General features: G+C 69.3%; 8 protein-coding genes. 4 read left to right on the top strand and 4 right to left on the bottom strand.

Annotated elements, in window-relative coordinates; all coding sequences use genetic code 11:
* Positions 1-2: 2 nt before the first annotated feature.
* On the top strand, positions 3-1,166 hold the full coding sequence (gene bcsZ, locus PSQ40_RS12200; protein ID WP_273951789.1) for a cellulose synthase complex periplasmic endoglucanase BcsZ: 1,164 nt from the start codon (positions 3-5) through the stop codon (positions 1,164-1,166).
* Positions 1,142-5,698 carry a cellulose synthase subunit BcsC-related outer membrane protein gene (locus tag PSQ40_RS12205; protein ID WP_273951790.1) on the top strand — a complete coding sequence of 1,519 codons (4,557 nt, stop codon included), beginning with the start codon at positions 1,142-1,144 and terminating at the stop codon, positions 5,696-5,698. Before bcsZ ends, PSQ40_RS12205 begins: the two co-directional genes overlap by 25 nt.
* Positions 5,699-6,129: 431 nt before the next feature.
* Here PSQ40_RS12205 and PSQ40_RS12210 read toward each other — a convergent pair whose 3' ends face one another.
* Positions 6,130-7,749: a hypothetical protein gene (locus tag PSQ40_RS12210; protein ID WP_273951791.1), complete on the bottom strand. Its 1,620-nt coding sequence runs from the start codon at positions 7,747-7,749 to the stop codon at positions 6,130-6,132.
* 342 nt (positions 7,750-8,091) lie between these two features.
* Positions 8,092-8,508 carry a hypothetical protein gene (locus PSQ40_RS12215; RefSeq protein ID WP_273951792.1) on the bottom strand — a complete coding sequence of 139 codons (417 nt, stop codon included), beginning with the start codon at positions 8,506-8,508 and terminating at the stop codon, positions 8,092-8,094.
* 179 nt (positions 8,509-8,687) lie between these two features.
* Here PSQ40_RS12215 and PSQ40_RS12220 point away from each other — a divergent pair, with 179 nt between their 5' ends.
* Positions 8,688-9,368 carry an SDR family oxidoreductase gene (locus PSQ40_RS12220; RefSeq protein WP_273951793.1) on the top strand — a complete coding sequence of 227 codons (681 nt, stop codon included), beginning with the start codon at positions 8,688-8,690 and terminating at the stop codon, positions 9,366-9,368.
* A gap of 95 nt (positions 9,369-9,463) precedes the next feature.
* On the opposite strand, the gene ssb is transcribed toward PSQ40_RS12220, so the two are convergent.
* A complete protein-coding gene (gene ssb, locus PSQ40_RS12225; protein ID WP_273951794.1) occupies positions 9,464-9,997 on the bottom strand; it encodes a single-stranded DNA-binding protein in 534 nt (177 codons plus the stop codon).
* A 27-nt stretch (positions 9,998-10,024) separates the two neighbouring features.
* Positions 10,025-11,221: an MFS transporter gene (locus PSQ40_RS12230; RefSeq protein ID WP_273952041.1), complete on the bottom strand. Its 1,197-nt coding sequence runs from the start codon at positions 11,219-11,221 to the stop codon at positions 10,025-10,027.
* 155 nt (positions 11,222-11,376) lie between these two features.
* Between PSQ40_RS12230 and uvrA the strand changes: the two genes are divergently transcribed.
* Positions 11,377-14,298, top strand: coding sequence for an excinuclease ABC subunit UvrA (gene uvrA / locus PSQ40_RS12235; protein WP_273951795.1), 2,922 nt, complete (start codon positions 11,377-11,379; stop codon positions 14,296-14,298).
* The last annotated feature ends 25 nt before the right edge of the window (positions 14,299-14,323 follow it).

Below are 14,323 nucleotides of genomic sequence, written 5' to 3' on the forward strand. Positions count from 1 at the left end.
CAGTGACCCTGGCGCCTTTGGTTTTGTCGCTGGGCTCGGCCTTCGCGGCCCCCCCCCAGGCCGCCTGCGTCAGCAGCGCGGAATGGCCGCTGTGGGAGACCTTCAACGAACGTTTCGCGCAGGAAGACGGCCGCATCGTTGACTTCAGCGTGCCGCAAATGCACTCCACCTCGGAGGGCCAGTCCTACGCGATGTTCTTTGCCCTGGTGGCCAACCAGCCCGAGCGCTTCGAGCGCCTGTGGCGCTGGACGGTGTCCAACCTCGCGGGGGGCAACATCGCGGCGCGCCTGCCCGCCTGGCAATGGGGCCAGCGCAAGGACGGCAGCTGGGGCGTGCTGGACAACAACCCGGCCTCGGACGCCGACCTCTGGCTGGCCTACGCGCTGCTGGAGGCCGCGCGCGTCTGGAAGAAGCCGGTCTATGAAACCGAGGCCCGCACCCTGCTGGCCCGCGTGGTGCAGGACGAGATCGTCGACCTGCCCGGCTTCGGCAAGATGCTGCTGCCCGGCCCGGCCGGCTTTGTGTTCCCGGACCAGAAGCTGTGGCGCCTGAACCCCAGCTACCTGCCGCTGCCGCTGCTGCGCCGTTTTGCCCAGGTCGACCCCAAGGGGCCGTGGCAGGCGCTGGCGCAGAACACCGTGCGCCTGCTGGGTGACACCGCGCCCCGCGGTTACGCCCCCGACTGGACGGCCTGGCGGGTGGCCGAAAACGGCAAGGGCAGTTTTGTGGCCGACCCGCAACTGGGCGATGTCGGCAGTTACGACGCCATCCGCACCTACCTCTGGGCCGGCATGACGCCCACCAACGACCCGGCCGCGAACACGGTGCGGCGCCAGCTGGGCGGCATGGCCCAGGCGGTGGAGATGGCGGAGTTTGCGCCCGAAAAGGTCCAGACCTCGACCGGCTCGGTGCAGGGTGTGGGGCCGATCGGCTTCTCGGCCGCGATGCTGCCCTACCTGTTGACCGACGGTCGGAGCGCGGCTTTACAGCTCCAACAAAAGCGGGTGCAAGCCCGTTTACTCGATCCGGCAGCCCGTCTACCCTATTACGATCACGTGCTCGGCCTGTTCGGGACCGGATGGATTGAGAAACGCTACCAATTCCTGCCCTCAGGCAGACTGCAATTACGCTGGGAGAAGGCATGTACCACCGCCACCAAACGCTAGCCATGAGCCTGCTGGCCGCACTGAGTGTGCCGGCCGTCTATGCCCAGGAACCCGCCCTGAAAGCCCTGCTGGAACAAGGCAAGTACTGGCAGTCGCGCGGCAACAGCGAACGCGCAGCCGAAGCCTGGCAAAAGCTGCTCAAGATCGACCCCAACCAGCCCGACGCCCTGGGGGGCATGGCCGTGGTCGAGGCCGACAACAAGAACTTTGAGAGCGCCGCCAAGTACCTGGCCCAGCTCAAGCGCAACCACCCCAGCCACGCGTCGGTGGCCCGCATCGAGCAGGCCATCAACGTGCAGCGCAACGCGCCGCAACTGCAAACCGCACGCGACCTGGCCAAGGCAGGCAAGCCGGCAGAAGCCATCAGCACCTACCAGAACGCGCTGGGCAACCAGGTGCCCCGGGGCCCACTGGCGCTCGAGTACTACCAGACCCTGGGCGGCACCGCCCAAGGTTGGGAATCGGCCCGCAAAGGCCTGGAACAACTGGCCCAGGAGCAGCCCGACGACGCCCGCATTGCGCTGGCCCTGGCCCAGCACCTGACCTACCGCGACGCCACCCGCCGCGAAGGCATTGCGCAGCTGTCGCGCCTGGCCAGCCACTCGGATGTCGGCAACGCCGCCATCGAGAGCTGGCGCAAGGCCCTGGCCTGGACCGGCAGCCGCAGCGCCGACATCCCGCTGTACCAACAGTTCCTGCGTGCCTTCCCGGGCGACGCCGCGGTGCAAGCGCGCCTGGCCGACATCGAGCGCCAGCAGAAGCAATCGCGTGGCGACGGCACCGGTGCCGGCAATGACCCGCTGCGCAAGCGCACCCAAGAGGCCTTCCGGGCCCTCGACGACGGCGACCTCGAAGCCGCCGAAGCGGGTTTCCGCAGCGTGCTCGAAGCGCGCCCCACCGACGGCGATGCGCTCGGTGGTTTTGGCGTGCTGCGCCTGCGCCAGGAGAACTTTGGCCAGGCCCGCGACTACCTGGAACGCGCCTCGCGCCAGGGCCAGGCCGGCCGCTGGAAGAGCGCGCTGGACAGCGCCACCTACTGGACGCTGGTGGCGCAATCGACCACCGCGCGGGAGAACAACAACCTCGACGCGGCCCGCCAGTACCTGCAACAGGCGGTGCGCCTGGACCCGCGCGAAACCACGGCCGAAAACGACCTCGCCGATGTGCTGGTCGAAATGGGCCAGTACGACGCCGCCGAAGCCACCTACCGCCGTGTGCTGACCCGCCAAGCCGACAACCCCGACGCCGTGCGCGGCCTGGTGGGCGTGCTGGCCCAGAACAACAAGGCCGATGAGGCGCTGCGCATCGTCGAGCGCATGAGCCCGACGCAGCAGGAAAAAGTCGGCGCCCTGGGCCGCCTGCGCGCCACCCAGGCGCTGGGTCAGGCCAAGGCCGCTGCCGCGCGCGGCGACGACACCGGCGCCCGCGTGGCGCTGGAAAACGCCTTGCTCAACGACCCCGCCAACGCCTGGGTGCGGCTGGACCTGGCGCGCCTGTACATCAAGCTGGGCGCCAAGGCCGAGGCGCGCGGCATCATGGACGGTCTGCTGATCTCCAACCCCAACATGCCCGAGGCGCTGTATGCGCACGCCCTGCTGTCGGCCGAGACGCAGGACTGGGCCGGCGCCATGGCCACCCTGGACCGGGTGCCCGAAGCCAACCGCACGCGCGACATCGCCGCGCTGTACAAGCGCGTCTGGGTGCACGTGCAAGCCGACGGGGCCTCGGCCCTGGCGGCCCAGGGTCGACAGTCCGAAGCACTGGCCAAGCTGGCGCAGGCGGAGCAATTCACCGGGCAGGACCCCGAACTGCTGGGCGCCGTGGCGCTGGCCTACACCGATGCCGGGGACAGCAACCGCGCCATGGCCACCATCCGCCAGCTGCTGGCGCGCTCGGCCCGCCCGGAGCCCGGCCTGCGCCTGCAGTACGCGGCCATCCTGCTGAAAACCAAACAAGACGTCGAGCTGGCCGGCATCCTGCGCCAGTTGCAGGGCATGCCCATGACCCTGCAACAACGCCAGTCGTTTGAAGACCTGCGCGTGGGCTACGTGCTGCGCCAGGCCGACGCGCTGCGCGAAGCCGGTGACCTGGCCGGCGCCTACGACACCCTGGCCCCGGTGCTGGCCGAGCGCCCCAACGACCCGCTGGTCATGGGCTCGCTGGCCCGCATGTACGCCGCCAACAACGACTACCCGCAGGCCATCACGCTGTACAACCGCCTGCTGGAAAAAGACCCCAACAACCTGCAGTTGCTGCTGCCCGCAGCCTCGCTGGCGATTTCGGCGCGTGAGTACGCGTACGCCGAATCGGCCATCCAGATCGCGCTGGTGCGTGCGCCCAACAACCCCGAGGTGCTGACCGCCGCCGCGCGCCTGTACCGGGCCCAGGGCAAGACCAGCAAGGCGACCGAGTACTTCACCGCCGCCGTGGCCGCCGAGAACCAGCAGCGCAACGCGCAGCTGGCCGCCAGCGGCGCGCTGACCCAGGTGCGCGCCACCAACCCGTTCGCCAACCGCAACAACCAGCCCCAGCGCCAGCCGTTCGCCCCGCTGGTGCCGGGCGCCATGCCCACGGCCGTGCCGGTGGGCACCTCGTATGGCAACAGCTCGATGGCCCCGGTGGCCGAGCCGCTGCGCTTTGCCCCGGTGGCCTCGCTGGGCAACCCGCCGGCCGCGCCTGCGCTGCCGCAGCCGCTGATCCCGGTGCCCGCGGGCGCCGCCCGCGCCTCGGCCCTGACCCTGCCGGCCTTCCCGCCCACGGGCGCCGGCCCGGTGGATCAAGCGGCCAACCTGCCGACACCGTCCAGCTACCTGACCCAGACCTACCAGCCGGCACCGCTCAACGCCGTGGTGCCCGGTGGCAGCCAGAACGCCTCGACCCGGGCCGTGCCGACCCGCAGCAGCGCCAGCAGCAACCCGCCCGCGGTGGAACGCACCACCGCGCCAGTCAGCGAGCGCAGCCCGTCCGCCAGCGCCCGCAGCAGCCAGGCCGCGGCGGTGAACAGCCGCAGCTCGGCGGCGTCGGCCAGCGCGGCCACGCGCTCGGTCGAGCCCGTCTACGCCGATGTGCAAAGCCCGGCCCAGGCCGCAGCCGCCGCCTACGCGCGCAGCCAGGCCGTGCAGCCCGCCAACAGCCAAGCCGGCTATGCCCCGGTGCCGATCCCGGCGCCGGCAGCGGTCTATGGCAGCAGCGCGCCCCCGGCCCCGAACAACAACCTGGCCTGGGCGCCCAGCGCCGTGCCCGCGGCGGCCCCGCCGACCGTGGCCCAGGCCAACACCCTGCCCGGCTTGCCGGGCAGCAGCAACAGCAGCCGCCCGCGCACCGCGGCCGACGAGCTCAACGACATCCGTCAGGACCGCATCCCGGTGGTGTCGCTGGGCATGGTGGCCCGCGTGCGCCAAGGTGAAGCCGGCATGAGCCAGCTGACCGACATCGAGGCCCCGCTGCAGCTCAAGTTCGACGCCGGTGACGGCAAGATGAGCGTGAACATCACGCCGGTGTCGCTGAACTCGGGCACCCCCGACCTCAGCTACGGCACCCTGAGCCGCTTTGGCGGGGGTCCGGTGACCGCGTTGGCCCTGCCCGACCGCTCGGCCGGAGGCCAAAGCGCCTCGGGCGTGGGCTTCAGCGTGGGCTACGAAACCGCCAGCCTCAAGATGGACGTGGGCACCACGCCGCTGGGCTTCAACCACTCGGACGTGACCGGTGGCGTCAAGTACCGCATCCCGCTGGGCGATGAGCTGTCCCTGACCCTGGACGGCTCGCGCCGCCCGGTGACCGACAGCCTGCTGTCGTTTGCCGGCACCAAGGACCCGCGCACCGGCGACAGCTGGGGCGGCGTGTCGGCCACCGGCGGGCGCATCGACCTGAACTGGGAAACCGGCGACTTCGGCATCTACACCTACGGCTCGCTGTACGGCCTGACCGGCAACAACGTGGCCACCAACTCGCGCGTGGAAGGCGGCGGTGGCATCTACTGGCGCCTGGACCGCGGCCCGCACTCCAACCTGACCACCGGGCTGAACTTCACCGCGCTGAGCTACGACAAGAACCTGCGCTACTTCACCTACGGCCACGGCGGCTACTTCAGCCCGCAGCGCTTCCTGTCGCTGAATGTGCCGGTGGAATGGGCACAGCGCAGCAACCGCTTCTCCTACCAGCTCAAGGGTTCGCTGGGCGTGCAGTCTTTCCGCGAAGATGCGGTGGCCTACTTCCCGACCAACAGCAGCCGCCAAGCGGCCGCCGTGCTGGCCGCCAACGACGCCTTTGCCTTCGGCACCGCCGGGGCCACGGCCACGGGCGCGGTCTACCCGGGGCAAACCAAGACCGGGCTGGGCTACAACCTCGGGGCCGCCATGGAGTACCAGGTGCACCCGCAGGTGTTCTTCGGCGGCCAGTTGGCGCTGGACAATGCACGCGACTACCGCCAGTTCATTGGCGGCATTTACCTGCGCTACGCACTGCAGCCTTACTCGGGCCTGCAAGCGCTGCCGGTGAACACGGTGCGCTCGCCTTACGGCAGCAACAACTGAACGCTTTCCGGCTGCTGTGGCCCCCGGCACCGGGGTGCTGCGCGGCCTGAACAAGGGCCCCCACCGGAACGAGCGCAGGGGTTCTCAAACAAGCGCGGGGCGTCCCCCCACCAGCCCCTGCCGCCCTGGCTGCCGGGGCTTTTTCATGACCCCAGCGTCTCTGTGCCGGTGCTCGAAGCCTGGCGCCTGAGCCCGCCCTGCGGGGCGCGCGGATCGGATCGGTGAACCACACGAGTCCAGCCGCTGGCCGGGCCCCTGGGCTGAGCGCACTGCCGCGCCCAACGCCCCAGCATGCCACCAGCCCACACAGGCCCACCCGGCGCGTGCCCCGCGCCAGCGCGGCGGGCGATCGCCCAATGAAAATGGACCCCGCAGGGTCCATTTCTGAGTCGGAAGGCCCCCCGAAAGCGGCCCTCCCGGTTGGTGTGGGCTTACTTGCTGCCGATGAACACCAGGTTGGCACGGGTGCCACCGGCGCTGTAACCCGCCACGCCCATGCGCAGGCCGACCACGTTGTTGGCGCCGTCAAAGATCGCCGAGGCGGCGCCCGACTGCACCGGCTGGCCCGCCAGGGCGCAGGTGCCCGCAAACGCCAGCGTGTCGACGCGGTACAGGTTCAGCGTGGTGTTGGTGCTGCTGTACGGCGAGATGTTGCCGGTCAGGGTGCAGCCCGTGGTGGTGGTGCCCGTCAGCACGCTCTTGGTGCCGTCCACCGTGCTGGCCGCCACCTTGATGGTCAGGCCCACGCCACCGAAGCCGATGGTCGAGCTGGTGTAGGTGCCGTACAACGCGGTCACCGTGGGCAGGATCGGCGACACGTAGAGGTTGCCGGTGTCCGGCACCAGGCTGAACGGTGTTTGCGCGCTGGCGGCGCTCGGGTCGGTGTAGGTGCCCTTGAAGGTGGTCTGGGTGCGCACATCGGCACTGATCGCCACGCTGTCGGTGTACTGGGTGGCCGCCAGGTTCTGGTTGGCAAAGTACACGCCGTCCGTCGAGCTGACGATGCTGGTGCCCGAGGCCACGATCAGGTTGCCATACAGCGCGTCGTAACCGCCGCCCACGCGCTTGTAGAAGAAGTACGAGTTGTCGGGCAAGACCATGGCGTAGAGGTCGGTCACGCCATCGCTGGTCGCGCTCTTCCAGAAACCGGCCGCCACCTGCTGAGTGGTCGCCGGCGACGAGGAACTGCCCGCCACCAGCACGCCGTCGAGCACAAAGGTGTTCAGCGTGGTACCGGTGTTCTTGGTCAGCACCCAGATGCCGGTCTTGTTGTTGAGGGTGTCGAACTTCAGGAAGGCCACACCCGACTGGGTGGTGCCGGTGGCGCCGCAGGTGGTCGTGCCGCCCGACAGGTTGAGCACCACCGAGTAGGCCGCCGAGGTCGCGCTGCTGTTGGCGGCCGGGGTCACCGGGACCGCGGTGCCGGTGACCGTGCAACCCGACACCGTGCCGCTGATGGCGCCCACGGCGTCGATCGTCAGCACCCAGCTGCCGCCAAACAGGCTGCCGCCGGTGTAGCTGCCCTGGATCAGCGAGTACTTGGCCGGGAAGTTGTTGAGCTTGCTGTAGCCGAGCTTGATCGACGTCACCGCGCCCGTGGCCGCGGCCGTGTTGGCCGGGTTGCTGTAGTTGCCGCTGATGGTGTCGGTGCGCGTGCCGCCGGTGCTGGTCGAGGCCGTGCCCGAGAAGGTCAGCCCGGTGGCGAACTTGCCGTCCTGCACCGAGAAATACGTGACGTTGGTGGCCAGCGCGGTGCTGATGTTGACCCGCATCAGGCCAAACAAACCGTCGTAACCCGAGGTGCCGGCCGCGCCCTTGGCCAGGTAGAAGTCACCCCCCTTGCCGTCGGTGCCGCCACTGATGTAACCCACCACCGTGCGCTGGGCCGCGCCGGTGCCGGTGGTGCCTTCCCAAATGCCATCCGGGTATTGCTGGGTGCCGGTCACGGCGCCCACATTGGAGGTGTCACCGCTGCCGCCGCCACCGCCACAGCCCACCAGGGCGAGCAGACTCAGGGCAGAGGCCCAATGTTTCAGTGTGAGTGCCTTCAATTGCGTGATCCTTGTGACAGCTACAACCCTTGCCGCCATGACGCAGTCGGACCTGGCGAGCCAAATTTAACGAGATGTTACAGGCTTTGGCCCGGCCCACCCGCACTGTTCATCGTGCGGTTACAACATTGTCACGAATGGCGCGGGGATCGCTCTAACGCAGGGCACGGGCAAGCCATGCGGCCCCTGTGCGCCACGCAAGCCGGGGGGCCCTGTCGGCCACAGGTGCCGCCGCACAACGGCCCGGCCGCTTGGCGCGCAGCGGCTGCCGCTGGCCCTGGACCGCAGGCCGGTGCAGGCGATGCCCGCCGCGGCCGCGGCCGCGGCCCGCGCGGGGCGGGTTCACAGCGCGGCTTTGAGCAGGGCCTGCAAGTGAGCGTCGGTGATGGCAGGGCTCTTCAACAAGAAGTCGGGCGTCACGCAAGCCGCCACCGTCGCGGACTTGGCACACACGGCCTTGAACGACTTGTACCGAAAGGCCTCGTGGCCGACGCCGCTGAGGTCTTGGGCATCACCGCCCGCGGCCTGCTTCCACAGGGCGTACTGCTCGGGCGTGCCCAGCCGCAGCGTGAACAGGGTCTGCCCCTTGCCATCCTGGTATTCCACGTCGGAGAACTGGATGCCGTATCGGTTCTGCGCCTTGCTGCTGTGCTTGGCACCGCTCACCCCGAGGATCTTTTCAACGGTGGCGTCTGACACCTCGGCGGCAGCGGCCCCGAAGGACAAGAGGAGGGCAAGGAGCGGCACAAAGGACTTCATGGCTTGGAAAAATGCGTTAAATGAACGATCAAGTTTAGCGGTTTGCAGAGCGCCGACGGCCTCCGGGCCAGCCCCGATGCCGACGGGGCGGGCCTCCGCTAACCTGACAGGCCACTTGGGGCCCCGCCAAACCGGCCCCGCTTCGGGCCTGCGCCCCTTCACCCAACCCATTGCCCGACATGCCAAACACCCTGACCGGCCAACGCGTTTTGATCACCCAGGCCTCGGAGTTCATGGGCCCCATGCTGTGCGAGGTGTTCGCCGAGCAAGGCGCGCAGGTGCTGCGCAGCGAGGGCCCCCTGAGCGACCCCGAGGCAGCCCAGGCGGCGGTGGCCGCGGCGGGCGAGATCGATGTGCTGGTGGCCAACCTGGCCCTGCCTGCCCCCAGCACGCCCGCGCTGGAGGTCGACCCGGCGGAATGGCAGCAGGTGTTCGCGACCCTGGTGGACCCGCTGCCCCGGCTGGTCCAGGCCGCCGTGCCCGGCATGGTGGCGCGCGGCCGCGGCAAGGTGCTGGTGATGGGCAGCGCGTCGGCCCTGCGCGGCATGAAGCGGGCCTCGACCTACAGCGCGGCCCGCGGCGCCCAACTGGCCTATGTGCAGGCGGTGGGGGTGGAACTGGCGCCCAGCGGCATCCAGGTCAACGCGATCGCCCAGAACTTTGTCGACAACCCGACCTACTTCCCGCCGTCGGTGCAGGCCAACCCCCGCTTCCAGGAGCGGCTGGCACGCGAAGTCCCGCTGGGCCGCCTGGTCGGGGCGCGCGAAGACGCCCTGTTCGCGGCCTACCTGTGCAGCGCCGCGGCCGACTGTTTTGTGGGTCAGGTGTTCCCGGTCTGCGGCGGCTGGGTGGCGCGCTGAGGGGGGCGGCCGCTCGACAGGGCGCTGCCGGACGCAAAAAAGCCCCGGGGGCCAGGCCCCCGAGGCTCTCAAAAGTCAGCGCTGAAGGTCGGGCTTCAGAACGGGATGTCGTCGTCCATGTCGTCAAAACCCGACGACGGACGGCTGGCCATCGGCGCGGGGGCCGGGGCCGGACGCGGGGCCGGGGCGCGCGGTGCAGCGGCTGCAGGCGCACGGCGCGGGGCCGACTCGTAGCCACCGCCTTGACCGCCACCGTAGCCGCCGCCGTCGTCACCCGACGGACCGCCCATGCCTTGCCGGCTGCCCAGCATCTGCATCTGGTCTGCGCGGATTTCGGTGCTGTACTTTTCAACGCCGGACTGGTCGGTCCACTTGCGGGTGCGCAGCGAGCCTTCCACATAGACCTGCGAGCCTTTGCGCAGGTACTGGCCGACGATTTCGGCCAAACGACCGTTGAACACCACGCGGTGCCATTCGGTGGCTTCTTTCATTTCGCCGGACTGCTTGTCCTTCCACTTGTCCGTGGTGGCGATGGTGACGTTGGCCACCTGGTCGCCCGACGGGAAAGTGCGGATCTCGGGGTCGCGCCCCAGGTTGCCGACGATGATGACTTTGTTGACTGATGCCATGACTCAATTCTCCGATTCAGGGCGAGATTATGAAGCGTGCGGCTCGGAAGCCAAGCCGGAGCGGCCCGGGGTGCTCATGGGCCAGGCCACCAGCAGCCACGCCAGCATGGCCAAAGCGCAGACCGTGAACAAGCCCGTCGGCCCCACCGAGCGCGCCAGCCACCCCCCCACGGCGCCGCCCACAAACAGCCCCAGCGATTGCAGGGTGTTGTAGACGCCCAGCGCGGTGCCGCGCAGGTGGGGCGGGGCGATGCGCGAGGCCAGGCTGGGCTGGCTGGCCTCCAGCACGTTGAAGGCGCAAAAGAAGCCAAACAGCAGCCCACCGAGCAGCCAGAGGCTGGGCTGGGCCCCGGCCACCAGGCCAAAACCGACCTGCACCAGGGCGATCAGGGCGATGGCGCCCAAGAACACGGCCTTCAGGTGCCCGCGGCGCTCCAAGGGGAACAGCACCCCGCCCATGACCCCAAAAGACGCCAGCACCGCAGGCAGGTACACCTGCCAGTGCTGTGCCTTGTCCAGGCCCGCGCCCACCAGCAGGGTCGGCACGGCCACCCACATCGACAACTGCACCGCGTGCAGCATGAAGACCCCAAAATCCAGCCGCAGCAGGGGTTTGAAGCGCAGCACCTCGAGCAGGCTGCCGCGCCGCGCGTCCGCCGGCAAGGGCGGCGCCGCCGGCACACGCCACAGCACCACGGCCACGCCGGCCAGGGCCAGGCCACCAATCAGCGCAAACAGGCCCGCCAGGCCCAGCCAGGCCGTCAGCAGGGGCGCCAGCACCAGCGACAGCGCGAACACCAGGCCAATGCTGGCCCCGATCACGGCCATCGCCTTGGTGCGCACCTCGTCGCGGGTCTGGTCGGCCAGCAGGGCGGTGACGGCGGCCGAAATGGCGCCCGCGCCCTGCACCGCGCGCGCCACGGTCAGGCCCAGCAGGGTGTCGGCGGTCGCCGCCAGCGCACTGCCCAGCGCAAACAGCAACAGGCCCGCCACGATCACCGGCTTGCGGCCGAGGCGGTCCGAGGCCATGCCGAACGGGATCTGCAACACCCCTTGGGTCAGACCGTAAATGCCCAGGGCCAGACCGACCAGGGCCGGGTCATCACCGCCGGGGTACTTGCGGGCCTCCAGCGCGAACACCGGGAGCACCAGGAACAGGCCCAGCATGCGCAGGGCAAAAATGAAGGCCAGCGACACGGTGGAGCGTCGCTCCAGCGCGGTCATGGCGGTAGAGGCGGTCATGAATGGGAAGAATCAATCTGGCGCCCAAGGCGCCGCACAGCAGAAAAACCGTATTGTCGGTGAAGCCTGCGCCCAGGCCCTGGCGCAAACCGCGCCGGCATCTCTATCATGGAGGGTTTTCCTCAGTTCGGAACCCCGTGAACCCCACCGCCCCTGACAGCGCTTCTTCCAACGGTCGCTACCTGGCCAGCCTGGTGCAGCAGCAGCGCATCAGCGTCCGCGGGGCCCGCACGCACAACCTGAAGAACATCGACCTCGACATCCCGCGCAACCAGCTGGTGGTGATCACCGGGCTGTCGGGCTCAGGCAAGTCCAGCCTGGCCTTCGACACCCTGTACGCCGAAGGCCAGCGCCGCTATGTGGAGAGCCTGTCGGCCTATGCGCGCCAGTTCCTGCAGCTGATGGACAAACCCGATGTGGACGTGATCGAGGGCCTGTCGCCCGCCATCAGCATCGAGCAAAAGGCCACCAGCCACAACCCGCGCTCCACCGTGGGCACGGTGACCGAGATCCACGACTACCTGCGCCTGCTGTTCGCCCGCGCCGGCACGCCGCACTGCCCCACCCACGGCCTGCCGCTGCAGGCCCAGACCGTCAGCCAGATGGTGGACACGGTGCTGGCCCTGCCCGCCGACACCAAGGTCATGGTGCTGGCCCCGGTGGCGCGCGATCGCAAGGGCGAGTTCCTGGAGCTGTTCGCCGACATGCAGGCGCAGGGCTATGTGCGCTTCCGCGTCGATGGGCAAGCCTTTGAGTTCGACCAGCTGCCAGCGCTGAAGAAGAACGAAAAGCACGACATCGACGTGGTGATCGACCGGCTCAAGGTGCGCCCCGACATGCAGCAGCGCCTGGCCGAGAGCTTCGAGGCCGCGCTGCGCCTGGCCGACGGCCGCGCCCTCGCGCTCGAGATGGAACCAGTGCCCGAGCGCCCCGCCGAGCTGCTGTTCAACGCGCGCTTTGCCTGCCCGGTGTGCAGCTACTCGCTCAGCGAGCTGGAGCCGCGGCTGTTCTCCTTCAACTCGCCGGTGGGCGCCTGCCCGTCTTGCGACGGGCTGGGCGTGACCGAGGTGTTCGACCCGCTGCGCGTGGCGAGCTTCCCCTCGCTGAGCCTGGCCAGCGGTGCCATCAAGGGCTGGGACCGGCGCAATGCCCATTACTTCTCGATGCTGGAGAGCCTGGCCAAGCACTACGGCTTTGACATCGAGAGCCCCTTCGAGTCGCTGCCCGAGGCGACCCGCCAGGCCATCCTGTACGGCTCGGGCAGCGAGGAGATCCGCTTCCAGTACAGCCTGGACGGCGCCGAAGGCCGCAAGGTGGCCAAGAAGCACCCCTTCGAGGGCATCATCCCCAACATGCAGCGGCGCTACCGCGAGACCGACTCGCCGATCGTGCGCGAAGAACTCGCGCGCTACCGCAGCACCCAGGCCTGCCCCGACTGCGGTGGTGCGCGCCTGCGCACCGAAGCGCGCCATGTGCGCCTGGGCGAAGGCCCCGAAGCCCGCGCCATCTACCAGATCAGCCACCTGACGCTGCGCGAGTCCTACGACTACTTTTTGCAGCTGCGCCTGCCCGGGGCCAAGGGCGAGATCGCCGACAAGGTGGTGCGCGAAATCGCCTCGCGGCTGAAGTTCCTCAACGACGTCGGCCTGAGCTACCTGAGCCTGGACCGCAGCGCCGAGACCCTGTCGGGCGGCGAATCGCAACGCATCCGGCTGGCCAGCCAGATCGGCTCGGGCCTGACCGGCGTGATGTACGTGCTCGACGAGCCCAGCATCGGCCTGCACCAGCGCGACAATGACCGCCTGATCGGCACGCTGGCGCACCTGCGCGACATCGGCAACAGCGTGCTGGTGGTCGAGCACGATGAGGACATGATGCGTGCGGCCGACCACGTCATCGACATGGGGCCGGGCGCGGGCATCCACGGTGGGCGGGTCATGGCCCAGGGCAGCTTCGAGGCCATCCGCGACAACCCGGCCTCGCTGACCGGCCAGTACCTGAGCGGCGCCAAGAAGATCGAGGTGCCGCGCCAGCGCCACACCCTCAAAGACCCCAAGCAGGTGATCCGCATCGAAGGGGCGCGGGGCAACAACCTGAAGCACGTGACGGTCGAGTTTCCGGTCGGTCTGATGACCTGCGTGACCGGGGTCTCGGGCTCGGGCAAGTCGACCCTGGTCAACGAAACCCTCTACACCGCGGCCGCGCAGCAAATCCACCGTGCGCACGCCGAACCGGCCGAACACGACGCCATCGAAGGGCTGGACCAGTTCGACAAGGTCATCAACGTCGACCAGTCGCCGATTGGCCGCACGCCGCGCAGCAACCCGGCCACCTACACCGGCCTGTTCACCCCCATCCGCGAGCTGATGGCCGAGGTGCCCACCGCACGCGAGCGCGGCTACGGCCCGGGGCGCTTCAGCTTCAACGTGGCCGGTGGCCGCTGCGAGGCCTGCCAGGGCGATGGCGTGGTCAAGGTCGAGATGCACTTCCTGCCCGACGTCTACGTGCCCTGCGACGTCTGCCAGGGCCAGCGCTACAACCGCGAGACCCTCGAGGTGCAGTACAAGGGCCGCAACATCGCCCAGGTGCTGGACATGACCGTGGAGGCCGCGGCCGAGTTCTTCAAGGCCGTGCCCACGCTGTCGCGCAAGCTGCAAACGCTGCTCGAAGTGGGCCTGTCCTACATCAAGCTGGGGCAGTCGGCCACCACCCTGTCGGGCGGTGAGGCGCAGCGCATCAAGCTGGCGCTGGAGCTGTCCAAACGCGACACCGGGCGCACGCTCTACATCCTGGACGAGCCCACCACCGGCCTGCACTTTGCCGACATCGACCTGCTGCTCAAGGTGATCCACCAGCTGCGCGATGCGGGCAACACCATCGTGGTGATCGAGCACAACCTGGACGTCATCAAGACCGCCGACTGGCTGATCGACATGGGCCCCGAAGGCGGCGCCGGCGGCGGCACCGTGGTGGGCTGTGGCACGCCCGAGGCGCTGGCGGCACTGCCGGGCAGCCACACCGGCCACTACCTGGCGCGCCTGCTGACGCCGCCGCACTGAGCGCGGGCCGCACGCGCGGCCAGCC

This window comes from Curvibacter cyanobacteriorum (assembly GCF_028649475.1).
Lineage (GTDB): Bacteria > Pseudomonadota > Gammaproteobacteria > Burkholderiales > Burkholderiaceae_C > Curvibacter > Curvibacter cyanobacteriorum.